Origin of the sequence: Plantactinospora sp. BB1 (assembly GCF_003030385.1) — a bacterium.
Lineage (GTDB): Bacteria > Actinomycetota > Actinomycetes > Mycobacteriales > Micromonosporaceae > Plantactinospora.
Window position 1 is genome coordinate 8,257,901 of the sequence record NZ_CP028159.1, and the last position, 26,308, is coordinate 8,284,208.

20 protein-coding genes, 17 tRNA genes and 2 pseudogenes are annotated in these 26,308 nt (G+C 71.8%); 14 read left to right on the forward strand and 25 right to left on the reverse strand.

Annotated elements, in window-relative coordinates:
* Positions 1 to 52 precede the first annotated feature (52 nt).
* The 3 genes and pseudogenes from C6W10_RS36185 to C6W10_RS36195 all read left to right on the forward strand — a co-directional run.
* Positions 53 to 1,444: pseudogene (locus tag C6W10_RS36185) on the forward strand (DedA family protein); the annotation flags it as partial.
* Between the two features lie 216 nt (positions 1,445 to 1,660).
* Positions 1,661 to 2,524 carry a lytic transglycosylase domain-containing protein gene (locus C6W10_RS36190; RefSeq protein WP_107263463.1) on the forward strand — a complete coding sequence of 288 codons (864 nt, stop codon included), beginning with the start codon at positions 1,661 to 1,663 and terminating at the stop codon, positions 2,522 to 2,524.
* Positions 2,525 to 2,674: 150 nt separating this feature from the next.
* Positions 2,675 to 3,547 (forward strand): N-acetylmuramoyl-L-alanine amidase, encoded by an 873-nt coding sequence (locus C6W10_RS36195; RefSeq protein WP_107263464.1) that lies wholly within the window; start codon positions 2,675 to 2,677, stop codon positions 3,545 to 3,547.
* Between the two features lie 114 nt (positions 3,548 to 3,661).
* Here C6W10_RS36195 and C6W10_RS36200 read toward each other — a convergent pair whose 3' ends face one another.
* Positions 3,662 to 4,717, reverse strand: a complete 1,056-nt coding sequence (locus tag C6W10_RS36200) for an NAD(P)-dependent oxidoreductase (protein WP_199853813.1) — start codon at positions 4,715 to 4,717, stop codon at positions 3,662 to 3,664.
* A 100-nt stretch (positions 4,718 to 4,817) separates the two neighbouring features.
* Entirely contained in the window at positions 4,818 to 5,594 is a 777-nt protein-coding gene (locus C6W10_RS36205; protein ID WP_199853069.1) for a GntR family transcriptional regulator, read from the reverse strand.
* A 74-nt stretch (positions 5,595 to 5,668) separates the two neighbouring features.
* Between C6W10_RS36205 and C6W10_RS36210 the strand changes: the two genes are divergently transcribed.
* The 5 genes from C6W10_RS36210 to C6W10_RS36230 are packed head-to-tail and all read left to right on the forward strand — an operon-like array spanning position 5,669 to position 11,368.
* Positions 5,669 to 6,553 (forward strand): deoxyribose-phosphate aldolase, encoded by an 885-nt coding sequence (locus C6W10_RS36210; RefSeq protein ID WP_107263465.1) that lies wholly within the window; start codon positions 5,669 to 5,671, stop codon positions 6,551 to 6,553.
* Positions 6,553 to 7,479: a 5-deoxy-glucuronate isomerase gene (iolB, locus tag C6W10_RS36215; protein ID WP_107263466.1), complete on the forward strand. Its 927-nt coding sequence runs from the start codon at positions 6,553 to 6,555 to the stop codon at positions 7,477 to 7,479. The genes C6W10_RS36210 and iolB overlap by 1 nt, the downstream gene beginning before the upstream one ends.
* A 34-nt stretch (positions 7,480 to 7,513) precedes the next feature.
* On the forward strand, positions 7,514 to 9,400 hold the full coding sequence (iolD, locus tag C6W10_RS36220; protein WP_107263467.1) for a 3D-(3,5/4)-trihydroxycyclohexane-1,2-dione acylhydrolase (decyclizing): 1,887 nt from the start codon (positions 7,514 to 7,516) through the stop codon (positions 9,398 to 9,400).
* Positions 9,401 to 9,450: 50 nt separating this feature from the next.
* Entirely contained in the window at positions 9,451 to 10,023 is a 573-nt protein-coding gene (locus C6W10_RS36225; protein WP_107263468.1) for a helix-turn-helix transcriptional regulator, read from the forward strand.
* A gap of 34 nt (positions 10,024 to 10,057) precedes the next feature.
* The gene (locus C6W10_RS36230; protein ID WP_107263469.1) at positions 10,058 to 11,368 is read left to right on the forward strand and encodes an MFS transporter; all 1,311 of its coding nucleotides are present in this window, start codon (positions 10,058 to 10,060) and stop codon (positions 11,366 to 11,368) included.
* Here the strand turns inward: C6W10_RS36230 and C6W10_RS36235 are convergent.
* A complete protein-coding gene (locus tag C6W10_RS36235; RefSeq protein WP_101367032.1) occupies positions 11,349 to 11,552 on the reverse strand; it encodes a cold-shock protein in 204 nt (67 codons plus the stop codon). The two genes, C6W10_RS36230 and C6W10_RS36235, sit on opposite strands and share 20 nt — an antisense overlap.
* Before the next feature lie 220 nt (positions 11,553 to 11,772).
* On the opposite strand from C6W10_RS36235, the gene C6W10_RS36240 reads away from it, so the two are divergent.
* Positions 11,773 to 12,381, forward strand: coding sequence for a DedA family protein (locus tag C6W10_RS36240; protein WP_107263470.1), 609 nt, complete (start codon positions 11,773 to 11,775; stop codon positions 12,379 to 12,381).
* A 273-nt stretch (positions 12,382 to 12,654) separates the two neighbouring features.
* Positions 12,655 to 12,924: an SCO4848 family membrane protein gene (locus tag C6W10_RS36245; RefSeq protein WP_107263471.1), complete on the forward strand. Its 270-nt coding sequence runs from the start codon at positions 12,655 to 12,657 to the stop codon at positions 12,922 to 12,924.
* Between the two features lie 161 nt (positions 12,925 to 13,085).
* Here the strand turns inward: C6W10_RS36245 and C6W10_RS37710 are convergent.
* From C6W10_RS37710 to C6W10_RS36335, 20 genes are all read right to left on the reverse strand, one after another.
* A tRNA-Cys gene (locus tag C6W10_RS37710) sits at positions 13,086 to 13,158 on the reverse strand.
* 28 nt (positions 13,159 to 13,186) lie between these two features.
* Positions 13,187 to 13,269: transfer RNA gene (locus C6W10_RS37715), tRNA-Tyr, on the reverse strand.
* Between the two features lie 3 nt (positions 13,270 to 13,272).
* Positions 13,273 to 13,346: transfer RNA gene (locus C6W10_RS36250), tRNA-His, on the reverse strand.
* Positions 13,347 to 13,366: 20 nt separating this feature from the next.
* Positions 13,367 to 13,439: transfer RNA gene (locus C6W10_RS36255), tRNA-Val, on the reverse strand.
* A gap of 25 nt (positions 13,440 to 13,464) precedes the next feature.
* Positions 13,465 to 13,538: transfer RNA gene (locus tag C6W10_RS36260), tRNA-Glu, on the reverse strand.
* Between the two features lie 7 nt (positions 13,539 to 13,545).
* Positions 13,546 to 13,618 (reverse strand) — tRNA-Val (locus tag C6W10_RS36265).
* Between the two features lie 76 nt (positions 13,619 to 13,694).
* Positions 13,695 to 13,768, reverse strand: a tRNA-Lys gene (locus C6W10_RS36270).
* 1,036 nt (positions 13,769 to 14,804) lie between these two features.
* On the reverse strand, positions 14,805 to 15,551 hold the full coding sequence (locus C6W10_RS36275) for a hypothetical protein (RefSeq protein ID WP_107263472.1): 747 nt from the start codon (positions 15,549 to 15,551) through the stop codon (positions 14,805 to 14,807).
* Positions 15,552 to 15,615: 64 nt separating this feature from the next.
* Positions 15,616 to 15,689: transfer RNA gene (locus C6W10_RS36280), tRNA-Pro, on the reverse strand.
* 6 nt (positions 15,690 to 15,695) lie between these two features.
* Positions 15,696 to 15,768 (reverse strand) — tRNA-Arg (locus tag C6W10_RS36285).
* A gap of 6 nt (positions 15,769 to 15,774) precedes the next feature.
* Positions 15,775 to 15,860: transfer RNA gene (locus C6W10_RS36290), tRNA-Ser, on the reverse strand.
* 23 nt (positions 15,861 to 15,883) lie between these two features.
* Positions 15,884 to 15,956, reverse strand: a tRNA-Leu gene (locus tag C6W10_RS36295).
* 78 nt (positions 15,957 to 16,034) lie between these two features.
* Positions 16,035 to 16,110 (reverse strand) — tRNA-Leu (locus tag C6W10_RS36300).
* Positions 16,111 to 16,477: 367 nt separating this feature from the next.
* A tRNA-Gln gene (locus C6W10_RS36305) sits at positions 16,478 to 16,549 on the reverse strand.
* Positions 16,550 to 16,585: 36 nt separating this feature from the next.
* Positions 16,586 to 17,026, reverse strand: coding sequence for an HNH endonuclease (locus tag C6W10_RS36310; protein ID WP_107263473.1), 441 nt, complete (start codon positions 17,024 to 17,026; stop codon positions 16,586 to 16,588).
* 76 nt (positions 17,027 to 17,102) lie between these two features.
* A tRNA-Gly gene (locus tag C6W10_RS36315) sits at positions 17,103 to 17,175 on the reverse strand.
* A gap of 9 nt (positions 17,176 to 17,184) precedes the next feature.
* Positions 17,185 to 17,258, reverse strand: a tRNA-Leu gene (locus tag C6W10_RS36320).
* A 45-nt stretch (positions 17,259 to 17,303) separates the two neighbouring features.
* Positions 17,304 to 17,376 (reverse strand) — tRNA-Glu (locus tag C6W10_RS36325).
* A 220-nt stretch (positions 17,377 to 17,596) separates the two neighbouring features.
* Positions 17,597 to 17,669 (reverse strand) — tRNA-Trp (locus tag C6W10_RS36330).
* Positions 17,670 to 18,067: 398 nt separating this feature from the next.
* Entirely contained in the window at positions 18,068 to 18,871 is an 804-nt protein-coding gene (locus tag C6W10_RS36335; protein WP_107263474.1) for an alpha/beta fold hydrolase, read from the reverse strand.
* Positions 18,872 to 19,294: 423 nt separating this feature from the next.
* Between C6W10_RS36335 and C6W10_RS36340 the strand changes: the two genes are divergently transcribed.
* Complete coding sequence (locus C6W10_RS36340; RefSeq protein WP_107263475.1) at positions 19,295 to 19,726, forward strand: phage holin family protein; 432 nt, start codon at positions 19,295 to 19,297, stop codon at positions 19,724 to 19,726.
* Positions 19,723 to 20,277, forward strand: a complete 555-nt coding sequence (locus C6W10_RS36345; RefSeq protein WP_107263476.1) for a DUF3618 domain-containing protein — start codon at positions 19,723 to 19,725, stop codon at positions 20,275 to 20,277. Before C6W10_RS36340 ends, C6W10_RS36345 begins: the two co-directional genes overlap by 4 nt.
* A 41-nt stretch (positions 20,278 to 20,318) precedes the next feature.
* Here C6W10_RS36345 and C6W10_RS36350 read toward each other — a convergent pair whose 3' ends face one another.
* Both C6W10_RS36350 and C6W10_RS36355 read right to left on the reverse strand, forming a co-directional pair.
* Entirely contained in the window at positions 20,319 to 20,969 is a 651-nt protein-coding gene (locus C6W10_RS36350) for an MBL fold metallo-hydrolase (protein WP_107263477.1), read from the reverse strand.
* A 30-nt stretch (positions 20,970 to 20,999) separates the two neighbouring features.
* Positions 21,000 to 21,755, reverse strand: a complete 756-nt coding sequence (locus C6W10_RS36355) for a maleylpyruvate isomerase family mycothiol-dependent enzyme (RefSeq protein WP_107263478.1) — start codon at positions 21,753 to 21,755, stop codon at positions 21,000 to 21,002.
* Positions 21,756 to 21,979: 224 nt separating this feature from the next.
* Between C6W10_RS36355 and rsgA the strand changes: the two genes are divergently transcribed.
* On the forward strand, positions 21,980 to 23,050 hold the full coding sequence (gene rsgA / locus C6W10_RS36360) for a ribosome small subunit-dependent GTPase A (protein ID WP_107263479.1): 1,071 nt from the start codon (positions 21,980 to 21,982) through the stop codon (positions 23,048 to 23,050).
* Between the two features lie 166 nt (positions 23,051 to 23,216).
* Positions 23,217 to 26,150 (forward strand): annotated as a pseudogene (gene uvrA / locus C6W10_RS36365) (excinuclease ABC subunit UvrA); the annotation flags it as partial.
* Positions 26,151 to 26,308: the final 158 nt, after the last annotated feature.

Consider the following 26,308-nt stretch of genomic DNA (forward strand, 5'->3'; position numbering starts at 1 on the left):
TGCCATCACACCACGCGGCTGGCATGCTGGCCGGGGTGTTCGGGGGGTCGCCGTGCAGGATGTGTTGACGGTGGTGCGGGAGTTGCCGCCGGTGCTTGTCTATCTGGCCGCAGCGCTGCTGGTGGCCACCGAGACGGCGGTGATCATCGGGCTGGTGATGCCGGCCGAGGCGACCCTGCTGGCGGTCGGCTTCCTCGCCTACACCGGGATGCTGCGACTCGGGCCCGCGCTGGTGGTGATGATTGTCGCAGCGGTGCTCGGCGACGCGCTGGCGTTCCGCAGCGGCCGGCGGCACGGACCCCGGATGCGGGCCGGCCGGTGGGGGAGCCGGGTCGGCGAGCGGCGCTGGGCGAAGGCCGACGCGATGCTGGTCCGGCTGGGCGGGCGCGGGGTGTTCGCGGCCCGCTGGGTGGCGTTCGCCCGGACCCTGGTGCCCCGGCTGGCCGGCAGCGCCGGGATGCCGTACCGGCGGTTCGCGCCGTGGAACCTCGCCGGGGTGGTGACCTGGGTCGGCGGCTCGGTGCTGGCCGGCTATCTGGCCGGGGAGTCCTACGAGACGGTCTCCCACTATCTCGGCAAGGCGACCGGGGCCGTACTGCTGCTGATCGTCTTCATCGTGGCGATCGTCCTGGTCGGCCGCTGGCTCGGCCGGAATCCCGATCCGGTGCGGTCGCTGCTGTCCCGGGCCGTCGCCCGGCCGCCGCTGCGCTGGCTCGCCCGGCGGTACGGGGTGCTCTTCTTCCTGCTGTCGATGCACATCGGGCCGGGCTGGACGCTGCTGGCGAACCTGGTCGCCGGGCTGGCGCTGCTCTTCGTCTCCGGGCTCGCCCTGGCCTGGCTGCTCGATTTGGTGATCACCCAGAGCGGGCTGTCGGTGGTCGACAGCGCGATCGCGGAGTGGTTCGCGTCCCGGCGTACCGACGGGGTGGCCGAGCTGGCGCACGGGGCGATCGGCGCGCTGCGCGGGCCGGTGCTGATTCTGGTGGTGGCGCTGGTCGCCGCGGTGGTCGGCTGGCGTACCCGGCCGTGGCGGGCCGACCTGCTCAGCGTGCTCGGTACGGTCGGCGCCTTCGTACCGCTGCTGGTGCTGGTCCTGGTGACCGACGTCACCGGGCCGACCAGCGGGGCGCCGGTACGGCTGCTGCCGGCCCAGAACGCGGTGGTCGCGGCCAGCCTCTGCACGCTGGCCTGGTTGCTGGCCCGGCAGAGCCGCTGGCCGATGGCGGTGGCGGCCTGGACGGTGGCGGCGGTCGGGGTGGTGACGGTCGGCGCCGCCCGGCTCTACGTCGGCTGGAGTTCGGCGAGCGAGACCGTCACCTCGATGCTGCTCGGGGTGCTCTGGACGGCGGTCTTCATGGTCGCCTGGGCGACCCGGGACCGGCTGGTACGCGCCGGCCGGACCTCGACCGGGCCGTCGACCGCCAACCGGCCCGAGCCCTCGGCGGACGAGACCCTGCCCTCGCCGGCCGAGGCCCGGCCCTCGGCCGGCGAGGCTCTGCCCTCGGTGGACGAGGCACTGGCGGCCGGGAGTGCGGCCCGGTCGCCGACGGAACGGGGCGGTACGCCGGCCGCCGGAGCCGCCCAGGCCGGCCGGACGGTCGAGGCCCCCTGAGCCGCCGGTGTGCCTGTTATGGTGCGCCGGGAGATTCGGGGGACTCGCATGACGCAGTGGCTACGCAGCACCGGCCTGGTGTCGGGGGCGCTGGTCCTGGCGCTGGGCACCGTGGTCGGCTGCGCCAACGGCGAGCAGGGCGGCGACGGCGGCACCACCACGGTCGCGGCGCAGACCGACCCGACCGCCGCCGCGGAGCCGAGCGCGGCCGGCGAGTCGACGACCGACCCGGAGCCGCCCGCTGTGGTGGGGCTCGGCGCCCGGCCGACCCCGTCGGCGACCCCGCGCCGCACCGCCAGCAAGAAGCCGGGGCCGCGCAAGGTCCCGAAGCCGCCGACCGAGACGAAGCTGCCCCCGCCGCCGCCGAAGCCGGAGACCGGCTGCACCAAGCCGCGCTACGAGGGCAGCCAGGCCAGCCGGGCCCAGGTCAAGCAGGCGCTGACCGAGGCGGCCGGCCGGACCTACTGGCCGAACTCGGCGCCGGGCATCCGGGTGCCGGTGGATCTGGTCAAGGCGACCGCCTGGCAGGAGAGCGGCTGGCAGTCGAACATCATCGCCTGCGACGGCGGGGTGGGGCTGATGCAGGTCATGCCGGACACCGCCGCCTTCGTCAACCAGCGCTTCGACCAGTCGTACGACATCGACGCCTACCGGGACAACGCCACGCTCGGCGCGAACTACCTCGCCTGGCTGATCAAGTACATCGGTGACGCCTTCTTCGAGAGCGACTACGGGGTCTCCGCCGACGACTGCACCACCGCACTCGACTCCTGCCTGCTGAACGCGGTGATCTCGGCGTACAACTTCGGTCCGGGGGCGGTGGTGACCGACGACGGGTTGAAGATCCCCAATCCGCAGTACGTCCGCAACGTCCGGGCACTGATGACGGAGTGTGAATGCCTGGCCTTCTGAGTTCGCGGGCCGGCTGACCGTCCCCACCCGACCTCGGATGGGTTGACCACTGCTTTTGGTCATATTGGCAGCTTGGACGACTGGACTCCGGTCGATGTCGCGGATACGGTCAGTAGTGAACACCTGCCTCCGAGTCAGGAGGAACGACCGATGCGACTGCTCTGGCTAGCCGACGTGCTCCGGTCCGCCGGTCTCACCGTGCACGAGGTCGGCGGCTGGCGAAGTCGAGGGTCCACGTCCTTCGATCCACACGGGATCATGTGCCACGAGACCCGCGGCTCGCTCCGCTCCACCGACGCCGGTGAGATACACGTCCTGCTCAACGGCTCCGCGACGGCGCCGCCACCGATCGCTCAGCTCTACCTCTCCCGCACCGGGCACTGGCACGTGATCGCCTCCGGCCGGTGCAACCACGTCCGGGTCGGTTGGGCCGGGCCGTTCAAGGGGGTCGGCAACTCCGGCCTGGTCGGGATCGAGGCGCAGCACGCCCTCGGCGAGCCGTGGACCGAGCGGCAGTACGAGTCCTATGTGCGGGGTGTCCGGGCGCTGCGGGACCGTACCGGTTGGGGGATCGCCGGCCACAAGGAGCACCAGCCGGCCGGCTACGGACACCCGAGCGTCAAGACGGACCCGAGCTTCAACATGAACCAGTTCCGGCGCGACGTCGCGGCGGCATCGTCCGGAGGGGAGAACATCATGCCCGCACTGTCCGATCAGGAGCAGGAACAGCTGCTCAAGTACGCCAAGGACGTCAACTACATCCTCTGGCAGGGTGCGCAGAAGCCGGACGGCAGCGGCCGTACCGACATCCGGCAGCACTTCTACAACATCGAGGGGATGCTGACCGAGGTCAAGGCGAACCAGATGACCATGCTCGGCAAGGACTGGGTCAACGAGCAGGAGATCATCGACGGCGTGCTCAGTGGGCTCGGCTCGAAAGACCTCGACGACGCGGCGACCGCGCTGCGCGCGGCGTTCGGCGACCGGATCGCGGAGCTGGCCGCCAAACTCGCCGCGCCCTGAGCGTCCCGCCGCGCCGTCGCGGCCCCGCCAGCCGGGTCGCGCCCTCGGCAGGGTGGTGCCGGTCACGGCCCCGCCAGCCGGGTCGCGCCCTCGGCCGGGTGGCCCGGCGTCCGGTCAGCCGGGCGTGCGGCGGCGCAGCCAGGCGTCCTCGGCGAGGTAGTCGAAGTAGTCGGTCCGGTAGTTCTGCGCGAGATCCGGGAAGACGGTCCGCCAGTCCCGGCCGTGCGCCGCGTCCACCAGCCACCGCACGGTCGCCGGCAGCGAGTCGAGGTAGCTGGTCACCGGCCGGTAGCCGAGCTGACGTTCCGCCACACTCATGTCCAGCACCACCGGGTACGGCGTCGACCACGGCGTCTCACCGACCGGTGGTGCCGGCGACGGACCCTCGATCAGCACGTCCTCCGCGTCGTGGCCCAGCACCGCGTGCACGGCGGCACCGATCTCACGTACGGTCGGCGGCTCCGGGTCACCGGCGTTGAGCACCCGGGCTCCGGGCTCGGCGGCGGAGAGCCGGATCAGCTCGGCGAGGTTGGCGGTGCAGATCGGGTGGAAGCGGCTCTCCCCGGCGTACGCCAGCACCCGTACCGGCCGGTTGTCCAGGGCGCGCTTGACGAAATGCCACTCGCGCGGGTGCACGGTGTGCGGCCCGTGGATCGCACCGGCCCGCAGCAGGGTGGTCGGCAGGACCGCTCCGGCGGCGAGCAGTTCGCGCTCCATCGCCGCCTTCCCGGCCGCGTAGGTCTGCGCGCTCGCCGTCGCGTCCGGGTCCAGGGGTGCGACGGTCGGCTGGGTCTCGGCGATCGGCACTGGGAACCGGACTCCCTCGGTGCCGAACCCCCGGCCCGCGTCGTCCAGGTAGACCCCGGCGGTGGAGACGACGACGGCCGAGCCGATCCGGTCGGCGAGCCGGAGCAGTTGGCGGGCGTGCCGGGCGTCGTACGCGACGGTGTCGACCAGCACGTCGCAGCCGTCACCGACCGCGGCGGCCAGCCCGGCGTCGTCCTCGCGGTCCAGTGGGACCAGTTCGACGTTCCAGTCCAGGGGCCAGGGCGCACCGGCCCGCAGGCCCCGGGCGGCGGCCCGGACGTGCCAGCCGTCGGCGACCAGGGCCCGGACCGCGGCCCGACCGACCTGCCCGGTGGCACCGACGACCAGGGCGAGCTTCTCCATACCGTCACGCTAGATCCGCGTCGCCGAGGTTGCGAGCGCTTCCGCTGTCAGCCGAACCTGCCGCCCGTCGATCTCCGTCAACCGGCCGGGGCGGGTCGGGTCAGCGGGTGACCAGGGTCATCTCCACCGAATAGCGGGCCGCCAGATAGGCGTGCGCGCCGTACTCGACGGCGCGGCCGGCGGAGTCGTAGGTGGTGCGCCGGATGGTCAGCACCGTGCTGCCCCGGGCAACCCCGAGCAGCCGGGCCTCGCCGGCCAGCGCGGGCCGGGCCGACACCTGCTGGTTGGCCAGTTGCAGTGTCACGCCCTGGCGGCGGAGCAACTGGTAGAGGCCGTGCTCGCCGAGCCCGGCCCGATCCACGCTGACCAGTGCCGGCGGCAGGTAGTTGCGCATCACCGCGAGCGGTTGGCCGTCGGCCGAGCGGAGCCGTTCCACGGCGATCACCTCGGCGCCCTCGGGCACGTCGAGCGCCGCCGCCTCGTCGGGGCCGGCCGGCACCCGGTCGAGCCGGAGCACCTCGGTCGAGGGGCGGCGGCCGGCGCTGGCGAGGTCGTCGAAGAGGCTGGTCAGGGCGAGTGGCCGGCGCACCGGCCGGGCCATCACCACCGTGCCGAGGCCGCGTCGGCGGACCAGCAGCCCCTGCCGGACCAGGGTCTCGATCGCCTTGCGCAGCGTCGGCCGGCTGACCGCGAGCTGGTCGGCGAGTTCGATCTCGTTGTCGAGCCGGCCGCCCGGTGGCAGCGTGCCGGCGGTGATCGCCTGCTCCAGTTGCTGGGCGATCTGGAAATAGAGCGGCATCGGGCTGTCCCGGTCGATGACGACACCGTCCAGGGAGACCTTCGCACCGCGCTCACCGGCGAGGACCACGACCGTCATCGTACGGCATCGTGCTGAGGTGAGGTTGTCACTATGTATTGACAAAGGTCGACTTCGGCGGGGAAGGTGGAGAGATGTCCGACCGGTACGACCAACTCCGGGAGGTCCGTGCCCGCCAGCCGGAGGCGATCCGGGCGGCGGCGGCCCGGCGGCGACGTCGCCCCCTGCTGGGCGAGACCGGCCGGCTGCTGTTGATCGCCGCCGACCACCCGGCCCGGGGCGTGCTCGGGGTCGGGCAGGCGACCGGGGTGATGGCCGACCGCTACCGGCTGCTCGACCGGCTCTGCACCGCCCTGGCCCGGCCCGGCGTCGACGGCGTGCTCGGCACCCCGGACATCCTGGAGGACCTGCTGCTGCTCGACTGCCTGGACGACAGGGTGGTGGTCGGTTCGATGAACCGGGGCGGGCTGCACGGCGCGGTCTTCGAGGCCGACGACCGGTTCACCGCCTACGACGCGCCGACGATCGCCGAGATGGGTTTCGACGGCGGCAAGATGCTCTGCCGGGTGGACCTGGCCGATCCGGCCACCGCCGGGACGTTGGCGGCCTGCGGCCGGGCGGTGGGGGAGTTGGCCCGCTACCGGCTGATGGCGCTGGTCGAGCCCTTCCTGGCCAGCCGGACGGGTGGGCGGCTGCGCAACGACCTCGACGTCGAGGCGGTCGTCCGGTCGGTGGCGATCGCCTCCGGCCTCGCCCCGACCTCGGCGTACACCTGGCTGAAGCTGCCGGTGGTCACCGGGATGGCCCGGGTGATGACCGCGACGACGCTGCCGACGCTGCTGCTCGGCGGGGATCCGGCCGACGACCCGGCGCGGACCTTCGCGGCCTGGGCCGAGGCGCTGGCCCTGCCCGGCGTACGCGGCCTGGTGGTCGGCCGGAGCCTGCTCTTCCCGCCCGACGACGACGTGGCCGGCGCGGTCGACCGGGCCGCCGCGCTGGTGCACGGGACGGGATCCTGATGTCCGGTCCCGCGTCGGGTCGCCGGCACTGGCCGGCCGGGAGCGCCGCCGCCGGCCCGTGGTCGGTGTCGCTGGACCCGGAGCGGGCCGGCTGGGCCCACACCGGGCTGCGGGTGGTCGCGCTGCCGCCGGGCGGGCGGATCGGCTTCGACACCGGGCCGGACGAGGTGATCGTGCTGCCGCTGGCCGGCTCGGCGGTGCTGCGCTGCGCCGACGCGTCCGATGTGGACCGGACGATGGAGCTGGTCGGCCGCTCCGGCGTCTTCGCCGGGACCACCGACTTCGGCTACCTGCCGCCCGGGACCCGGGCCGAGCTGTCCAGCCCCGGCGGCGGCCGGTACGCGCTGCCGTCGGCCCGGGCCCGGCGCCGGTTCCCGGCCCGCTATGCACCGGCCGACGGGGTACGGGTCGAACTGCGCGGCGCCGGCACGTGCAGCCGCCAGGTGCACAACTTCGCCACCCCGGAGACCTTCCGGACCGACCGGTTGATCGCCTGCGAGGTGCTGACCCCGGACGGCAACTGGTCGTCGTACCCGCCGCACAAGCACGACGAGGAGCGGGCCGGGGCGGAGGCGGTGCTGGAGGAAATCTACTACTTCGAGGTCGGCGCCGGCCCGACCGGTACCCCCGGCCACGGCTACCAGCGGGTCTACGGCACGGCGGCCCGGCCGATCGAGGTACTGGCCGAGGTCCGCTCCGGCGACACGGTGCTGGTCCCGTACGGCTGGCACGGCCCGTCGATCGCCGCACCGGGCCACCCGCTCTACTACCTGAACGCGATGGCCGGGCCGGCCGAGGAACGGGCCTGGTTGATCACCGACGATCCGGCGCACGCCTGGGTGCGCGCCTCCTGGGCCGGCCAGCCGGTGGACCCGAGGCTCCCGTTCGGCCGCGACCTCCGGCCGCCCCCTGCCGACCTGCGCTGACCGCCGGCGGCGCACCCACCGACCGGAGGCTCCGATGACGACGACGACCAGACTCACCGTCGGGCAGGCGCTGCTCCGGTTCCTCGCCGCGCAGTGGACGGAACGCGACGGCGTACGGCACCGGCTCTTCGCCGGCTGTTTCGGCATCTTCGGGCACGGCAACGTCGCCGGGCTCGGTCAGGCACTCGCCGAGCACGAGATCGCCGGTGCCCCCGGGCTGCGCTACCTGCCGGCCCGCAACGAGCAGGCGATGGTGCACGCCGCGGTCGGCTACGCCCGGATGCGCAACCGGCTGAGCACCTGGGCCTGCACCAGTTCGATCGGCCCGGGTGCCACCAACATGGTCACCGGGGCGGCGCTGGCCACCATCAACCGGCTGCCGGTACTGCTGCTGCCCGGCGACGCCTTCGCCACCCGGGTGGCGACGCCGGTGCTCCAGGAGCTGGAGGATCCGCGCGCGTCCGACGTCTCGGTCAACGACTGCTTCCGGCCGGTCTCCCGGTTCTTCGACCGGATCCACCGGCCCGAGCAGTTGCCCGGGGCCCTGCTCGGTGCGGTGCGGGTGCTCACCGATCCGGCCGAGACCGGGGCGGTGACCCTGGCGCTGCCGCAGGACGTGCAGGCCGAGGCGTACGACTGGCCGGTCGAACTCTTCGCCGAGCGGACCTGGCACGTACCCCGGCCGGTGCCGGAGCCGGCGGCGCTGGCCCGGGCGGCGGAGCTGCTGCGGACGGCCCGCCGCCCGCTGCTGGTGGCCGGCGGCGGTGTGCTCTACGCCGAGGCGACCGCCGCGCTGCGCGAGTTCGCCGAGGTGACCGGCGTGCCGGTGGCGGTGACCCAGGCCGGCAAGGGTGCGCTGCCGTCGGACCATCCGCTGGCGGTCGGCGCGCTCGGGGTGACCGGCGGGCACGCCGCCAACGAGTTGGCCGCCGACGCCGACGTGGTGCTCGGGGTCGGCACCCGGTACACCGACTTCACCACCGCCTCCCGGACGCTCTTCGCCGATCCGGGGGTGCGGTTCGTCAACCTGAACGTGGCCGCCTTCGACGCGGCGAAGCTCTCGGCGGTGCCGGTGCGGGCCGACGCCCGGGCCGGGCTGGAGGCGCTGACCGGGGCGCTGCACGGCTGGTCCGCCCCGGCCGGGCACCGGCGGCGGGCCGAGCGGCTCGCCGCCGGCTGGGCGGCGACGGTCCGGGCGGTCTACGCGCGTCGGCACACGCCGCTGCCGGCCCAGACCGAGGTGCTGGGGGTACTCGACGAGGTGGTCGGCCCCCGGGACGTGCTGGTCTGCGCGGCCGGCTCGCTGCCCGGGGAACTGCACCGGCTCTGGCGGGTACGCGACCCGCTCGGCTACCACGTGGAGTACGGCTACTCCTGCATGGGCTACGAGATCGCCGGCGGTCTCGGGGTGAAGCTGGCCGCGCCGGACCGGGAGGTCTTCGTCCTGGTGGGGGACGGCTCCTACCTGATGATGGCCCAGGAGCTGGTGACCTCGGTAGCCGAGGGGGTCAAGCTGATCGTGGTCCTGGTGCAGAACCACGGGTACGCCTCGATCGGCGCGCTCTCCGAGTCGGTCGGCGGGCAGCGGTTCGGCACCTCCCACCGCTACCGCGACCCGGAGACCGGGCGGCTGGCCGGGCCGGTGCTGCCGGTGGATCTGGCCGCGAACGCGGCGAGCCTGGGTGCCGAGGTGTTCCGGGCGCGGGGTGTCGACGAGTTGCGGGTGGCGCTGGGCAGGGCGCGGGAGTCCGGGCGTACCGCGGTGGTGCACGTCGAGACCGATCCGCTGGCGCCGGGGCCGGCCGGCGGTGCCTGGTGGGACGTGCCGGTGGCCGAGGTGTCGGCGCTGGAGAGCGCGGTCGAGGCGCGGGTGGCGTACGAGCGGGGCAGAGCCGCCCGGCGCAGCTATCTGCAACCGTAGTTGTGCAATAGCTCTTGCGCAATTGCTCTTGCCTGTGTCAGCGTGGGTACATGAAGAGAGAGGTCCGCCAGGTCACCGACTCCCGGGTGCTGGCCGCGATGTCCCACCCACTGCGCCGCCGGCTGATGGACGTGCTCAAGGTCTACGGCCCGGCCACCGTCAGCGCGCTGGCCGAGCGCACCGGGCAGGCGGTGGCGAACGTCAGCCACCACCTGAAGGTGCTCGCCGCCGCCGACCTGGTCCAGGAGGCCCCCGAACTGGCCCGGGACCGCCGGGAGCGGTGGTGGCGGCTGGTCTCGGCCGGGCTGCGCTGGTCCAGCGCCGACTTCGCCGACGACCCGTCCCGGGAGGCGGTGCAGCAGGCCGCCGTCTCACTCAACCTCGACCGCCAGGTCGGGCTGGTCCGGGACTGGCACGCCACCGGTCCCGACGAGCGGGCCGCCTGGGGTGAGGCGCCCTTCTCCACCGACCGCTGGCTGCGGTTCACCCCGGCCGAACTGGCCGAGTTCGAGGCCGAACTGCTCGCCCTGCTCGCCCGGTGGGGCGACCGCGAGCTGCCCGAGGACGGGCAGCGCCGCGAGCCGGTCTTCTTCTTCGCCTACGGCATCCCGGCCCAGCCCTGAACCGGCCGGCGAGCGAGCGAGACGAGGAGAAGAGATGAGCCTGCTCCGGCATCGGGACTTCCGGCTGCTCTGGATCGGCCAGGCCGGCAGCACCTTCGGCGCCAGCGTCACCAGCGTGGCGCTGCCGCTGGTCGCGATCGCCACCCTCGACGCCAGCACCTTCCAGGTGGCGCTGCTGACCGCCGCCGCGTGGCTGCCCTGGCTGCTGGTCGGGCTGCCGGCCGGCGCCCTGGTGGACCGGCTGCGCTGCCGGCCGGTGATGGTGACCTGCGACCTGGTCGCCGCGCTGCTCTTCGCCAGCGTGCCGGTCGCCGGCTGGCTCGGGGCACTCAGCATCGGGCACCTGCTGGCCGTCGCGCTGGCCGGCGGCACGGTGAGCGTCTTCTTCAAGACCGCGTACCAGGTCTACCTGCCCACCCTGCTCGACCGGGCCGACCTGGCCGAGGGGAACGCGAAGCTCCAGGGCACCGAGGCGGTCGCCCAGGTGGCCGGTCCGGGCGCCGCCGGCCTGCTGGCCAGCCTGGTCGGCGCGGCCACCGCGCTGCTGGCGGACGTGCTCGGCTTCCTCTGCTCGGCCGCCTGCCTGCTGTCGATCCGCAGCAGGGAGCCACGCCGGGCCGCCGATCCGGCGGCGGGTCTCGGCCGGCAGATCGCCGAGGGGGTACGCTTCACCGCCCGCGATCCCTACCTGCGGGTACTCACCGTCTGGGGTGGGGTCAGCAACCTCGGCCTGATCGGCTACCAGGCGATCCTGGTCGTCTTCCTGGTCCGCGAGGTCGGGCTCGGCCCGGGTGCCGTCGGCGGCCTGGTCGCCGTGATGAGCCTCGGCGGGGTCATCGGCGCCGCGATCGCCACCACGCTCTCCCGGCGACTTGGCAGTGCCCGCGCGCTGCTGCTCTGCGCCCTCGGCGCCGAACCCTTCGGACTGCTGATCCCGATGACCGCACCCGATGCCCGGCTCGCCCTGCCGGTGCTCGCCGGAGTGGTGATCGGCGCCGGAGTGGTCGCCGGCAACGTGATCAAGGCCGGCTTCCGCCAGGCGTACGTGCCACACCGGCTGCTCGGCCGGGTCAGCGTGACCATGCAGGTGGTCAACCTCGGCACCATCCCGCTCGGTGCCGTACTCGGCGGTGCCCTCGGTACGGCACTCGGGCTCCGCCCGGCGATGTGGGTGATCACCACCGGGCTGGCGCTGAGCGGGCTGATCCTGCTGGTCGGCCCGCTGCGCAAGCGCCGCGACCTGCCCGAACCGGAGCACGACGCCGAACCGCCGGAGCCCGACGCGGAACTCCCCGCGCCGGCCCGGTCAGTGCGTCGCGAACTGCTCAGCGCGGCTGAACGTTAGCCGCCTGCGGGCCCTTGTCGCCCTGGGTGACGTCGAACTCGACCTTCTGCCCCTCGTTGAGCTCGCGGTAGCCGGACGTCGCGATCGCGGAGTAGTGGACGAAGACGTCCGGCCCCCCGCCGTCCTGCTCGATGAAGCCGAAGCCCTTTTCCGAGTTGAACCACTTGACGGTTCCGCTTGCCATGGGTGTCTCCTTTGCGGCGCGCCCGGTGCGTGGCGTGCCTCGTACGCCACCGACAGTAGCCTCCCCGGGTCGCCGGTGCGGGCGGAAGTCGGGAGTCGTACAAACCTCCGGCCTACGCCGGACGGCGGAGTCACCCCTAGGCGGAGTCAGGGTTGCCCACGCCGCTTACCAGGGCTCGACCCGGATGTCCAGGTGGCGTTCCGCCCGTAACGTTCCTGACGTGGCGGACTGGCTGGTTCAGGTGGGGGAACTGCCGTCGGGAGTCTTTCTGGCGGTGCTCGGCGGTGTCATGATGCTGGACGCGATTCCGCTGCTCGGCGTACTCGTACCGGGCGACGTCGCGGTACTGGCCGCGGTGGGGGTCGGCCGGCCGGCGAGTCTGGGGGCGTTCCTGGCGGTGATCGGCGGCTGCCTCGGCGGCTGGTCGCTGACCTTCTTCGCCGGTCGGCGGTTCGGTGCCCGGCTGCGGCGCAGCCGTACCGGGGCGTGGATCGGGGAGGCGCGCTGGTCGGCCGCCGAGCGGATCCTCGGCAGTGGCGGGGGCCGGATGGTGATGGTCGCGCCCTTCCTGCCGGTGCTGAACGCGCTGCTGCCGCTCGCCGCGGGCGGGCTGCGGATGTCGTACCGGAGGTTCCTGGGTTTCGCGGCCGTCGGCGCGGTGCTCTGGGCCGGGCTCTACATGGTGCTCGGGATCCTGGCCCGGTCGGTCGGCGGGCTGCTGCCCGGCGAGTCGTTCGCGCTGCTCGGCACGGTGGGCTTCGGGATGGTCTTCGGCGGCCTCGTCCTGCTGGGCGTACGCCGCCGGCTCGCGGCGACGGTCCAGGGCTGACGGCGGCTGTCGGTGGTCGGGGGGTGATGGGTGGCGTCGGCCGGCTGGGGCCGCCGGCCGGTGCCACCCGGGGGGACGCGGAACGCGGTCACGGGGTGCCGGGACGGGTCGGGGCAACGGCCGGTCGGGGGACGTGGTCGCGCAGCCGCTGCGGACCGGCGGCCGGTCAGGGGGTGACCGGCCGCCGGTGCCGGGCGATGTCGCCGGGCGGGGCGGGTCGCTGCCTGACCGGCATACCGGGCTGCCATGGTGTGACTGGCATACTGGGCCGCCATGGTGTTGTCGCGGCGCTGGGCCGGTTTCCTGATCCTGGTCGGCGTGTGGACCTGGGTGATCTGGCCCCGGTTCGCCGTCGCGATCTGGAACGACGCCCGGGCCTGGTCGACCGGGGAGATCGGGCAGGGCAGCCCGACCGGTTTCCTCTGGGTGCACGCGCTGCTGATCGGGGCGTCCCTGGCGATCGGCAGCACGGTCGGCATCCTCGGCGTACGCGGCTGGCGGGCCGGGCGGCCTCCGCGATCCGCGAGCCCGCCTCGTTCCTGAGCTGGGCGCGGCGTGGTTCGGCGCCGGCCGGCGTACCCCCGTCACCACCACCGCCGGCCGGCGAGTCATGGGCCCCGGTGTCGAACCGGGCACACCGCCATCATGAGTGGCGGCCGAGCAGCCAACGCCCGCGCCCATGGCATCCACAGTGGAGGGCATCGAGACCTCGTCGGGAGTCGAACCCGCAGCACCCGCTTTGCAGGCGGGGCGCCCCACCGGGGACGAAACGAGGCCGGGCTGTGCCCGAGGATCGGGCCCGACGTGCGGGTGGGAGGACTCGAACCCCCTCAGCGCGAAGCACCTGTTCTACAGACAGGCCCGACTCTCCAGCGTCGGCGCACCCGCATGGGTGACTGGCGGGACTCGAACCCAGCGACCTCCGGATCCACAGTCCGGCGCTCTTCCGGCTGAGCTACAGTCACCATCGCGGCCGTTCGGCCGGTACCCGGACCTGGGATCGAACCAGGGACCTCCTCGGTGTGGACGAGGCGCTGCCACCACTGAGCTGTCCGGGCGTCGCTCCCCGGGCGGGGAGACAGGTAGCGCCGACGGGATTCGAACCCGCGAAATCCAGGGTGAAAGCCTGGCGACTCTTGCCACTCGTCCACGGCGCCATGTGAGTGTTCCGGGCTGGACTCGAACCAGCGACCCTCGCGATGTCGACGCGATGCTCTCCCGACTGAGCTACCGGAACGGGGGCGGGACCGGGAGTCGAACCCGGAGCCTGCGGCTTATGAGACCGCCGCGCTACCACTGCGCCATCGGAGCAGTACGCCGCCAGGGACTTGAACCCTGAACCCACGCATTAAGAGTGCGTTGCTCTGACCAGTTGAGCTAGCGGCGCAGGCTGTGCTTGACCAGCCAAAGTTAGGGGCCGTTTGGCGCTTCGGTGAGATTGATGGACCCCTTGATCAGCGAGTGATTTGAGGCTCCCATGGACTATTGGATCTGATAGATTGTATCCATGCTATCCGACGTGGATACTCGCCTGGACTGCCGGCATTTTGGACGGCGACGGAACCATTACATTGAGCGTCAACGGTAGCAATGGTTCAGGCTTCAGGAGGCCAGTCATTTGCGTTGACAACACCGACCAAGAGATACTTGAAGAGTTGCGGCGCCTTCACGGGGGTGGTCTCGTCGCCAAGCAAAGGTACCGTGAGCACCATAGACAAGCCTGGTCATGGCGACTATATGGAGCCGGCAATATCGTCGAACTTCTGCGTCAGATCCTTCCCTACATGCGGTGTCAAGTCAAGGTAGAGCGCGCGCGCATGTTGGTTGAGGAGTACAAGGCGATAACGCGGAGAAACGGTCGCTACACCTCGCAGGCGCGCGCAGCTAAGATCGATTTTGAAACTCGTTTCATGGCGATAGGCTCCGGGCGCGGAAAACAATGTCGTCCGGTTGTGTCTTGAATGAGGCCTTATCTACTGTGGCCTCAAGACCGGTCACCCGCCACCGGGCGGCGCCTTCCGAGAGTTTGGCGGACCCCCGGGGTATGCCCGACCCCGGGGGCCCTGAAGTTCCACCCGTTCGCACGCCAGCGGCGTTTAAGCTCCACGATCAGTCTGCAGTCGACGTGCTTTGCCATTAAGCGACCGCCGCAGGGAGAGCGGCAGACTGGACTCGAACCAGCATCTCGTCGAGATCGTCGTGGTCGGTAGATCTGGCGATCGGTGGGGGTGCTGAGTCTGGAGCGATAGTCTCAGCCTGCTCGGTGCCGGTCTGCCTCTGCCGGTTGGGCTACCTCGGCCCGGAGTGCCGAGGGGAGGACTCGAACCTCCACTGGAACCGTCACCTCTGATGAGTCTGACAAATCAGCCTCAGTCTCGGCGCACTGGTGCGCCACCCCCCGCTCCACGGGGGTGCCTGGGAGACTACCCGAACAGGTAGCCGAACACCTCGTCGCCGACCGTGCGGTCCTCGACCGTGGTGCTGTTCGCCTCCTCGCGGGCCACCTTCACCGCCTCCAGCAGCTTGTCGACCCGGCCGCGCAGCACCTTGACCCGCTCCGCCGGCAGGGCGCCGGAGAGCTTCACCGTGGTCCAGGTGCCCACCGGTACGTCCTCGGTGTAGACCTCGACCTGCGCCGGGTGCTTCTCGGTCGCCTCCGCCTTGACGTGGTTGCGGTGCACCTTGCGCATCTTCTGCGTCTGGCTCGGCGTACTCGCGTAGCAGCCGCGGTCGGGATCGAACTCCCACCGCTCCGCCGCGTCCAGGGTGGCCAGCCCGTCGACGAAGGTACGCAGGTCGACGAGCTGCTTCTCCAGGAAGAGCAGGTAGGTGACCGGTGCCTGCCGGACCAGGGTCCGCCCGTCGACCACCACGTCGGCCTTGGCGGTGGCGTTGCCGGTGTCCTGGAGGAACTGGAGGTCGAAGAGCCGCCCCATGGTGCCGGCCACCTCGTCGAGGACCTCCTGGACGGTGTACTGCACCCGGGTCGACTCCGGCGGCAACTGCTCCCGGATGTCGTCGGCGAACGGCTGGTAGGTGCGGGAGATGCCGGAGAGCGGCGGCGCCTTCTGGGTACGCCGGTGCGCGTCGGTGAGTTCCCGCTTGGCCTGGGGCTTGAAGCCCTGCACCAGAGCGTTGATCTTGTGCAGTTCGGTGGGATTCGGCACCATGATCCTTCCGGTCTCGTCGGGCAGACGATAGTCGTCGTCGCCACGTACGGCGACCCTGTCGAAGTCGGGACGGCCGGATTCGAACCGACGACCTCCGCACCCCCAGTGCGGCGCGCTGCCAAGCTGCGCCACGTCCCGATGTCGTACCCCTGGAACGGTTCGAACGTTCGACCTCCCGGTTCGTAGCCGGGCGCTCTGTCCACTGAGCTACAGGGGCATGAAGCGGAAGGAGAGGGATTCGAACCCCCGCCGGCGGTGCGCCGGTCCGCCTTAGCGGGGCGGTGCCATCGACCTCTCGGCCATCCTTCCGAACCGCGCCGACGGCGCGTACGTACCCGGAGCAGGAGTCGAACCTGCAACACACCGGTTCTGAGCCGGCGGCCTCTTCCGTTGGGCTACCCGGGCCTGCGTGGAGTGACGCGGGATCGAACCGCGCACGCGAAGCTTGCAAGGCAACGCTGTGCACCAGCACCCACCCCGAAGTGCCCTCGGCGCGACTCGAACGCGCACGATGACCAGGCTCTCGACCTGGCGCCTCTACCAATTGGGCCACGAGGGCATCGCGCTCCCGGAGGAAGATCGCATTTTTTTTTATCTCCGCAATCAGTCTCCCGGTGCGAACCAGAGATCGTACGCCATCAGCGATATTGAATTCCTTCACCTCATCGTCGCGGTGATCGAATTCCATCGCGAAAACGGGTATCTGCCCCCGCAGTCGGTGCAGGGCTCGTCTTTGAACGACCTCAATAGAGTAACTAGCTTGCGTCGTCGTCGATCATTGCGGTCAAGCTTGATTGAGCGGTAGCTGCCGCCCCCACCGGCTAGGCCTAGGATCTTCGTCACCTGCTCCCAGGAGGTGACGGCAGCGACTGCGGCCGTAGATCCTCATCGCTCCACTTGCGGGGCTTGCCAGCCATTTCAACTCGCTCCCAGGTTAGGACTCGAACCTAAACAATGCGCTCCAGAGACGCATGTCCTACCTATTAGACGACCTGGGACTGACAGCCGGCGGGGGGAGAGTCCGCCGGCCGCCGTCAGCGCCGGGTCAGCGCGGCCCAACCGGGGACCGTCGCCGCCGACCGCAGCACCATGCCCGCCTCGGCGGGGGTGCGGTCTGCCTTGCGCTGGTTGCAGCCGTCGCAGCACGCGACGGTGTTGGTCCAGGTGTTCCGGCCACCACGGGAGCGGGGCAGGATGTGGTCGACGGTGCTCGCCGGAGCGCCGCAGTAGCCGCACCGGCGCCCGTCCCGGGCCAGCACACCCGGCCGGGACCAGGCCGGTCCCGAACTGAAGCGCCACCTGGTGACGACGTACCGGACGAGCCGGACCACCGTCGGGACCGGGTAGACCCCGATCAGCCGGTCGGGTACGGCCTCGTGCACCTCGGCGACCCGCCGGACCAGCATTCGTACGGCGTGCCGGAGACTGACCCGGTGGAGCGGGCCGAGGTCGGCATTGATGACCAGGACGTCCACCGGATTCCTCCCTGTCTCTCGTCGATGTCGTGAAAAGTCTCTCGTCGTTGTCACGGAACTCGTGACGAACGTTCGGAGCGGCTACCGGGATTTGAACCCGGGACCTCCACCATGGCAAGGTGGCGCGCTGCCAACTGCGCTACAGCCGCGTGCGAAGATGCTCCGGGTGCGATTCGAACGCACACTGTGCGCGGTTTGAGCGCGCTGCCTCCTGCCGTTGGGCTACCGGAGCGGGCGGTCGGGGTCATGAGCATTCCCCGACGGATGGTGTCGTGCGTAGACCGTGCCGGAATCGAACCGGCCTTCTCCAGATTGAGAGTCTGGCGAGATAACCACTACTCCAACGGTCCGGGTGGGGCGCGCTCGCCCCGAGGTGCACGCAAACTCGTCCGGGACCCGAGAATCGAACTCGGTTTCTCCTGTACCCAAAACAGGCGGGTCAGCCGTCTCCCTCGCCCCGGATCCGCCCGGCCGACGCGTTGCTACGGCGCCGGCCGGGCCCTATCTATGCCATCCACTGTGGAGTTTTCAACGTGGTACCGGTCCCGCCGGCCGAGGTCGGGGGAGAAGCAGGGGTGACAGGACTCGAACCTGCAACCTTCGGATTTGGAGGCCGCTGCGCTGCCAGTTGCGCCACACCCCTGTGTGGTGGAACCCGTGGGGTAAAAGAAACGCCGCCCGGTCCCGGGTCTGGGAGGGCGGCGTGAACGCGAGTGGAGTCGCGTTACGTCCGCCAGCCGCCCAGCTCGGCACATTCGCCGGCGCTCAGGTGGACGGGGCGCCCGAGCATGGCGTGACTCGACGAGGCGTACGGCAGTTGCCGCCACGCTCGCGTTGAGGTCTGCCACAACATCGGATGCTCCCTGTCGTTTCGTTGTCGGTTTGTCGACCGCTGTGTCAACTACGGTAGGGGCCGCTCCCGTGCGGAGCAACATCTTTTTCGGCTTCTCCCGCGTACCGTCGATTCGGCGGGCTGGAATAGCTGCTAGATGGCGTTGCCGGCACCGGTCGACAACGGTGCCGGCACGACCCACTCCGGACTCAACGGACCCGTTCGACCAGCCGGGTCACCGCGGCGGCGACCGCCTCGGGGGCCTGCGCCTGCGGGAAGTGGCCCACGCCGGGGAGCATCACCACCTCGGCCCCGAGCTGTTCGCCGATCCACCGGGCCTCGGCCGCCGGGTCCTTCCAGTCCACGTCGGCGGCGCCCATCAGGACGACGGCCGGGGCGGACACCTCAGGCAGCCGCTGCCGCGCCGGCTCGTGCGAGGTGCGGGTGGTCCGCACGAAGGCCCGCCAGTGTCCGGGGCGGCGCAGGTTCTCCCGGACCCGGGCGAGGTGCTCCCGGTACCCCTCGGGCTTGGTGCCGGGCACCCACTTGGGGTAGTAGCCGAGGAAGGCCGCCGGGCCCCAGGGCCGGACGAGCATGATCCGGAAGAGCAGGTTCAGCACGGCGGCGCCGGCGGGTTGCCGGACGAAGGGCCCGAGCAGGGCGAGTCCGCGTACCTTCTCCGGGGCGTCGGCGGCGGCGATCACGGCGGCTCCGGCGCCCATCGAGTTGCCGACCAGGTAGCCGGACCCGCCGAGTTCGTCGAGGAGCGCGAGCAGGTCGCTGGCGAGGGCGACGTCGTCGTACCGGGAGAAGCTGGCGTCGCTGTCGCCGTGCCCCCGGATGTCCAGCACGGCCACCCGGTAGCCCGCCTCGACCAGCCTCGGCGCGAGCAGCCGGTACGACTGGCGCAGCTCGCCCATCCCCGGCGAGCAGATCACCAGTGGGCCGTCGCCGTCCCAGAGTTCGTAGCCGAGGCGCCCCTCGGGGCGGCGGAGGTAGTGGATCTGTGTCATAGCCTAAAAGCTACACCCATTAGCCAACCGCGCCAAGGGTGGACCCGTCCCCGGGCGGACCGGTTCACCGCCCCGGCCGCGCCCTCCCGGTGGCGACGGCCCTTCGGCACGCCGCCCCGAAGACCGGGCCCCGAGGTGTACCACCAGGTCAGGCGGGGCGGAAGCGCCGTTTCGTCCCGGCCCGGCGATGGCTGGTGGCACCATGAGAGAGCAGTTGGTCTTTGCCGAGTCGCCTGAACCCTCGGGACCAACCCCGGCCGGGGTCGGCCCGTGCGGGCGGCGGTGCGGCACCCCTGAACACGCCTGTGGCGGTCATCTTCGCGACGGGAAGGGTGCCGTTGCCGCGAGGCCCAACCCTGGCGGCTCGCAACGCGCGCGTCGGTCGCGCGGGTCCGGTCCGACAGCCGTACGGGAGGAAAAGCCATGGCAGACACCCGGGCCAGCACGAGTACCAGCGGCGACGGAGCCACCACACCCGAGCTGGTGCAGCGGGCTGCCGAGCAGATCTCCGGACTGCTCCGCGAGGAATTCGCCCTGGCCCAGCTGGAGATGTCGGAGAAGGGCAAGCGAGCGGGACTCGGCGCCGGACTGTTCGGTGGCGGCGGCGCTCTGGCCCTCTACGCCGGTGCCGCGCTGGTCGCCGCCGCCGTGGTGGCGTTGAGCTACGTCATCCCGGCAGCGCTGGCCGCACTCGTCGTCGGCGTCGTCCTGGCCGCTGTCGCGGGACTGCTCGCGCGGTCCGGCCGCAAACAGGTCCGCCGTGCGACGCCGGCGATGCCGAAATCGACGGTGGGAAGCCTGCGCGCCGATGCCGAAACGGTACGGAACGCGGCGAAGGATCGGGGACGGTCATGACGATGGGTGACGGCGCCGGGGACGTGGACCGGACCCGTGCGGAGATCGACAGACGGCGTGCCGAACTCGGCGAAACGGTCCAGGCGTTGGCGGCCAAGACGGACGTACGGGCCCGGGGCAGCCAGAAGGCCGAAGAGACCACGAACCGGCTCCGGGAACGCTCGGCACAGGCCACCGGGACGGTACGCGAGAAGGTCGCGCATCTGCCGGACGTGGTCGGCCAGAAGGTGGAACAGGCGCAGCGGAGGGTGGGTCAGATGGCCGCGGATGTCGGCGAGCAGGGCGCCCGAGGCGCCGAGATGATGGGCGCCTCGGTCAACCGGGCGGGTGGGATCGTCCGGCACAACCCGGTGCCGTTCGCCCTCGGTGGTGTCGCGGTGCTCGTCGGCGTGCTGACGGCGGGCCGGCGCATGGCGGCCGCCCGGGCCAGGCGCCGGCGCGGCTGGAACGCCGAACGGCTGCTGCGGATGGCCCGGCCGATGGCTCCGTGGTGGTCGGCGGCGACCAGATCCGTGAAACGGGTCTCCGGGTCCCGGCTCGTCCGTCGCTGAGCGGGCGCGCCGGGCAGCACGAGGTCCGGTCGCCGGTCCGGCTACCAGCCCCGGGCCCGCCACTCCGGAATCGACGGACGCTCCGCGCCCAGGGTCGAGTCCCGGCCGTGGCCGGGGTAGAACCAGGTGTCGTCCGGCAGGACGTCGAAGACCTTGGCCTCCAGGTCGTCCATGATCTGCGCGAACTCGTTCGGGTTGGTCGTCCTGCCCGGGCCGCCGGGAAAGAGCGAGTCCCCGGTGAACAGGTGCGTCCCGTCGGCGTCGTCCCGATAGAGCAGCGCGACGGAGCCCGGGGTGTGCCCGACGATGTGGATCACCTCGATTTCGCGGTCACCGACCCGGATCCGGTCGCCGTCGGTGAGCGGCTCGGAGGGGATCGGCAGCCCGTCCGCGTCGGCGGCGTGCACCAGCGACCGGGCGCCGGTGCTGGCCACCACCTCCTCCAGCGCCACCCAGTGGTCCATGTGCTGGTGCGTGGTCACCACGGCGGCCAGCCCGGCGTCGCCGACCAGTTCCAGCAGCCGGGGCGCCTCGTTGGCCGCGTCGATCAACACCTGCTCGCCGGTCGAGTTGCAGCGCAGCAGGTACGCGTTGTTGTCCATCGGGCCGACCGACAGCTTGCTGACGGTGAGCCCGGCCAGTTCGCGTACGTCGGGCGGACCGTCGGTGACGACGTCTCCGGTGTAGCTCATGTGACAGGGCCTCCGAGTCGGGTCGGCGGATCAGATCCAGGGCGGGGGTGCCGGCAGTGGCCCGGCCGGCGTGACGACGAGGCTGGTACCGGCGCTGCGGCCGGTCAGCCAGCCGGCCAGTTCGTGCGCCGGGCCGGCGACGGTACGCAGCTCCGGGCCGCTCTCCGACGCCGGGATGCCCACCGGCCGACCCCGGCCGGTGCCGACGGTCAGCGGCTGCCCGGTCTCCGCCGGAACCAGCACCAGGGCGAGTGGATCGTCCCGCTCGGCCAGGTCGTGCACCACCTCGTGCAGCAGCCGCTGGCCGAACGCGTCCGGCCAGTCGGCGGTCCGGTAGCCGGCGGCGAGGTCGACGTGGTGCACCTCCACCTCGCGCAGCCGCCCCCAGGCCAGGGTGGCGGCCGGACGCAGCCCGCGGGCGGAGCGGACCTGCGCGGCCCAGGCCTCCGTCGGCAGTTCCGCGACCGCGTCGACGAAGCGTTGCGCGCTGGCCCGCAGATCGGCGAGCTGGGCGGCGGCCGGCCGGGCCGCGCCGGCCGCGATCTCCGCGTTCCGGGCCGCCGGGCTCGGGTACTGCGGGATGTCCGCACCGGTACGCGCCGAGGTCAGCAGGTTGACGAAGCTGTCGGCGTTCCGGGCGAGGTGGGTGAGGACGTGTCCCCGGGTCCAGCCGGGAAGCAGGGACGGCTCGCCGATCGCCGCGTCGTCGAGCCCGTCGACGGTCCGCAACAGCCGGGCCGTCGCCCGGTCCACCTCGGGCAGCAGCGCGAGCGGGTCGAGTGTCACGACTCACGACGATAGCGGTCGACGGCCGGCGGGGCGCGGCGCCTGCGCCGGGAGTGGCGGAGAAGGAATTGGCTTTCGGTGTGGTCGGGCCAGCACCTACCGTTCGGGTACACACACCCGCAAGGCGTGAGGAGGTGGGATGCATGCCGGTCGCAGTGCGCGGGGCCACCGTTTCCACTTCTGGATTCCACTGCTGAATCTCACTCCTGACGACAAGGGTTGACATGACCTTCGATCTCGCGTCCCTCGGTTGGGACGCGTCCGCGGCCGCTCCGTACCCGGAACGCGGCGACGAACTACGGCCCGGCCGGGTGGTCCGGGCCGACCGGGGGATCTGCACGGTGCTCGGTGCCGGGGGACCGGTCCGGGCCAGCCTCGGCGGCGGGGTACTGATCGCCGCCGCCCGGGACGCGGTCAACCTGCCCTGTGCGGGTGACTGGGTACTGGTCCGCGACTGGCCGGACCGGCGACTGACCGTGGAGGCGGTGCTGCCCCGGCGTACCGCGATCGTGCGGCGGACCGCCGACAAGGACTCGTCCGGGCAGGTACTGGCGGCGAACGCCGACGCGGTGGCGGTGATCGAGCCGCTGCACCCGTCCCCGGACGTGGCCCGGATCGAGCGGCTGATCGCGCTGGCCTGGGAGTCCGGCGCCACCCCGCTGCTGGTGCTCACCAAGTGCGACCTGGTGGCCGATCCGTCGGCGGTGGCCGAGCAGCTCGGTCAGGTGGCGCCCGGTGTGGAGGTGCTGCCGGTGAGCGCCCAGCGCGGGACCGGGCTGGCCCGGTTGCGTCCGTGGATCGCGACCGGCCGGACCCTGGCGCTGCTCGGGCCGTCCGGCGCCGGCAAGTCGACGCTGGTGAACGCGCTGGCCGGCGCGACGGTGATGACCACACAGGGGGTACGCGGGGTGGACGGCAAGGGCCGGCACACCACCACGCACCGGCAGCTGATCCCGATCCCGGGCGGGGGAGCGGTACTGGACACCCCGGGCGTGCGGGCGGTCGGCCTGCTCGACGCGGCGGCCGGACTGGACCAGGCCTTCGCCGACGTGACGGCGCTCGTCTCGGCCTGCCGGTTCGCCGACTGCGGGCACCGGGGCGAGCCGGGCTGCGCGGTCCAGGTGGCGCTGGAGACCGGTGAGCTGAGCCCGCGGCGCTGGGCGAGCTGGCAGAAACTCCAGCGCGAGGTGGCGTACGAGACACGCCGTCGGGACGCGCGGTTGGCGGCCGAGGAGCGGTACAAATGGAAGCGGATTCGGAAGGAGCAGCGGAGCCGGGGCGGCCCGGGGCGCTGATCGGCCCGGAACCCGGGGCCGGTGCGGTTGTCGGGGCGCGGCGTCGAGCTGCGGGAATCTGCCGGTGCGGAAAACTGTCATACGCCGGGGCTAGAGTTGCCGAGGCGCTTCTCTGCGCCACCAAATCGGACAGAACATATCTTTTCTCCCCGGGAGTGCGCGGACAGTGGCCGACCGACTGATCATCCGTGGCGCGCGTGAACACAACCTGCGCGACGTCAACCTCGACCTGCCGCGCGACGCCATGATCGTCTTCACCGGGCTCTCCGGCTCCGGCAAATCCAGCCTGGCCTTCGACACGATCTTCGCCGAGGGGCAACGGCGTTACGTGGAGTCACTGTCGTCGTACGCCCGGCAGTTCCTCGGCCAGATGGACAAGCCGGACGTCGACTTCATCGAGGGGCTCAGCCCGGCCGTCTCGATCGACCAGAAGTCCACCTCCCGCAACCCGCGCTCCACCGTCGGCACCATCACCGAGGTCTACGACTACCTCCGGCTGCTCTTCGCCCGGGTCGGCGAGCCGCACTGCCCGATCTGCGGCCAGAAGATCTCCAAGCAGAGCCCGCAGCAGATCGTCGACCGGGTGCTGGCGATGGAGGAGGGCACCCGGTTCATGGTGCTCGCCCCGGTGGTGCGCGGCCGCAAGGGCGAATACGTCGACCTCTTCGCCGAGCTACAGGCCAAGGGCTACGCCCGGGCCCGGGTCGACGGGGTGGTCTATCCGCTGACCGAGCCGCCGAAGCTGAAGAAGCAGGAGAAGCACACCATCGAGGTGGTGGTCGACCGGCTCACCGTCAAGGCGAGCGCCAAGCAGCGGCTCACCGACTCGGTCGAGGCCACGCTCGGGCTCTCCGGCGGGCTGGTGCTGCTCGACTTCGTCGACCTGCCCGAGGACGACCCGGCCCGGGAGCGGCGCTACTCGGAGCACCTGGCCTGCCCCAACGACCACCCGCTGGCGATCGAGGACCTCGAACCCCGGGTCTTCTCCTTCAACGCCCCGTACGGCGCCTGCCCCGAGTGCACCGGGCTCGGCACCAAGAAGGAGGTCGACGCCGACCTGATCATCCCGGACCCGGAGCGGACCCTGCGGGAGGGCGCCGTCCAGCCGTGGTCCGGCGGGCAGACCCAGGAATACTTCCTCCGGCTGTTGCAGGCGCTGGGCGAGGCGGAGCACTTCGACCTCGACACCCCGTGGCGGGCGCTCCCGTCCCGGGCGCAGAAGACCATCCTGCACGGCTCCGGCGACCAGGTGCACGTCCGCTACCGCAACAAGTACGGCCGCGAGCGCTCCTACTACACCGGCTTCGAGGGCGTGGTGCAGTGGATCGAGCGCCGGCACAACGACACCGAGTCGGAGTGGTCCCGGGACAAGTACGAGGGCTACATGCGGGACGTCCCCTGCCCGGTCTGCCGGGGCAGCCGACTCAAGCCCGAGGTGCTGGCGGTCACCCTCGGCGGACGGAACATCGCCGAGGTCTGCGCGCTCTCGGTCGGCGAGTGCGCCGAGCTGCTCGGCGGGATGACCCTGACCGACCGGCAGAAGATGATCGCCGAGCGGGTGCTCAAGGAGATCAACGCCCGGCTGCGCTTCCTGGTCGACGTCGGCCTGGACTACCTGTCGCTGGACCGGCCGGCCGGCACCCTCTCCGGCGGCGAGGCACAGCGGATCCGGCTCGCCACCCAGATCGGCTCCGGCCTGGTCGGGGTGCTCTACGTGCTGGACGAGCCGTCGATCGGGCTGCACCAGCGGGACAACCACCGGCTGATCGAGACGCTGGTCCGGCTCAAGGGGCTGGGCAACACGCTGATCGTGGTGGAGCACGACGAGGACACCATCCGGACGGCGGACTGGATCGTCGACATCGGCCCGGGGGCCGGCGAGCACGGCGGCAAGATCGTGCACAGCGGGTCCGTGCCGGAGCTGTTGTCGAACGAGGAGTCGGTGACCGGGGCGTACCTCTCCGGGCGCAGGTCGATCCCGACCCCGAAGGGGCGGCGGCCGCAGATGCCGGGCCGGGAGCTGGTGGTGCAGGGGGCGCGCGAGCACAACTTGCGCAACCTCACCGTCTCCTTCCCGCTCGGCCAGTTCATCGCGGTCACCGGGGTCAGCGGCTCCGGCAAGTCGACGCTGGTCAACGACATCCTCTACGCGGTGCTGGCCAACCAGATCAACGGGGCCCGGCTGGTGCCCGGCCGGCACACCCGGATCACCGGCCTGGAGCACGTCGACAAGGTGGTCGGGGTCGACCAGTCGCCGATCGGGCGTACCCCGAGGTCGAACCCGGCGACGTACACCGGGGTCTGGGACCACGTCCGCAAGCTCTTCGCCGAGACCACCGAGGCGAAGGTCCGGGGGTACGGGCCGGGCCGGTTCTCCTTCAACGTCAAGGGCGGCCGGTGCGAGGCGTGCAGCGGCGACGGCACGATCAAGATCGAGATGAACTTCCTGCCGGACGTCTACGTGCCGTGCGAGGTCTGCAAGGGCGCCCGCTACAACCGGGAGACCCTGGAGGTGCACTACAAGGGGCGGACGGTCTCGGACATCCTGGAGATGCCGATCGAGGAGGCGGCCGAGTTCTTCTCGGCGATCCCGGCCATCCACCGGCACCTGAAGACCCTGGTCGACGTCGGCCTCGGGTACGTCCGGCTCGGCCAGCCGGCGCCGACCCTCTCCGGCGGCGAGGCGCAGCGGGTCAAGCTCGCCTCCGAGCTGCAGAAGCGCTCCACCGGCCGGACGGTGTACGTGCTCGACGAGCCGACCACCGGGCTGCACTTCGAGGACATCCGCAAGCTGCTCGGGGTGCTGGAGAGCCTGGTCGACAAGGGCAACACCGTGATCGTCATCGAGCACAACCTCGACGTGATCAAGACCGCCGACTGGCTGGTCGACATGGGCCCGGAGGGCGGGCACCGGGGCGGCCTGGTGCTGGCCACCGGTACCCCGGAAGAGCTGGCGGAGGTGCCGGAGAGCCACACCGGCCAGTTCCTCCGGCCGGTGCTCGGGCTGACCGGCCCGCCCCGGGGAGCGAGTGCCGCCACCACCCGGGCGGCCCGGGCCAACGGCACCGCGAAGGCGAACGGCACCGCCAGGGCCGCGTCCGCCAACGGCGGCGTGACCAGGGCGAACGGCGCCGGTGACGGTGCCGTGAAGGCCGGTAACGGCCGGGCCGTCGAGGGTACGGTGAAGGGCGGCGCCGCCCGGGCCGGTACGACGGCGAAGGCCACGACCGCGAAGACCGGTACGGCGAAGAGCCGGCG

Coding starts and splice junctions, on each gene's coding strand:
- C6W10_RS36190 (WP_107263463.1), top strand. CDS start 1,661: ATGACGCAGTGGCTACGCAGCACCGGCCTGGTGTCGGGGGCGCTGGTC.
- C6W10_RS36195 (WP_107263464.1), top strand. CDS start 2,675: ATGCGACTGCTCTGGCTAGCCGACGTGCTCCGGTCCGCCGGTCTCACC.
- C6W10_RS36200 (WP_199853813.1), bottom strand. CDS start 4,717: ATGGAGAAGCTCGCCCTGGTCGTCGGTGCCACCGGGCAGGTCGGTCGG.
- C6W10_RS36205 (WP_199853069.1), bottom strand. CDS start 5,594: ATGACGGTCGTGGTCCTCGCCGGTGAGCGCGGTGCGAAGGTCTCCCTG.
- C6W10_RS36210 (WP_107263465.1), top strand. CDS start 5,669: ATGTCCGACCGGTACGACCAACTCCGGGAGGTCCGTGCCCGCCAGCCG.
- iolB (WP_107263466.1), top strand. CDS start 6,553: ATGTCCGGTCCCGCGTCGGGTCGCCGGCACTGGCCGGCCGGGAGCGCC.
- iolD (WP_107263467.1), top strand. CDS start 7,514: ATGACGACGACGACCAGACTCACCGTCGGGCAGGCGCTGCTCCGGTTC.
- C6W10_RS36225 (WP_107263468.1), top strand. CDS start 9,451: ATGAAGAGAGAGGTCCGCCAGGTCACCGACTCCCGGGTGCTGGCCGCG.
- C6W10_RS36230 (WP_107263469.1), top strand. CDS start 10,058: ATGAGCCTGCTCCGGCATCGGGACTTCCGGCTGCTCTGGATCGGCCAG.
- C6W10_RS36235 (WP_101367032.1), bottom strand. CDS start 11,552: ATGGCAAGCGGAACCGTCAAGTGGTTCAACTCGGAAAAGGGCTTCGGC.
- C6W10_RS36245 (WP_107263471.1), top strand. CDS start 12,655: ATGGTGTTGTCGCGGCGCTGGGCCGGTTTCCTGATCCTGGTCGGCGTG.
- C6W10_RS36275 (WP_107263472.1), bottom strand. CDS start 15,551: ATGGTGCCGAATCCCACCGAACTGCACAAGATCAACGCTCTGGTGCAG.
- C6W10_RS36335 (WP_107263474.1), bottom strand. CDS start 18,871: ATGACACAGATCCACTACCTCCGCCGCCCCGAGGGGCGCCTCGGCTAC.
- C6W10_RS36340 (WP_107263475.1), top strand. CDS start 19,295: ATGGCAGACACCCGGGCCAGCACGAGTACCAGCGGCGACGGAGCCACC.
- C6W10_RS36345 (WP_107263476.1), top strand. CDS start 19,723: ATGACGATGGGTGACGGCGCCGGGGACGTGGACCGGACCCGTGCGGAG.
- C6W10_RS36350 (WP_107263477.1), bottom strand. CDS start 20,969: ATGAGCTACACCGGAGACGTCGTCACCGACGGTCCGCCCGACGTACGC.
- rsgA (WP_107263479.1), top strand. CDS start 21,980: ATGACCTTCGATCTCGCGTCCCTCGGTTGGGACGCGTCCGCGGCCGCT.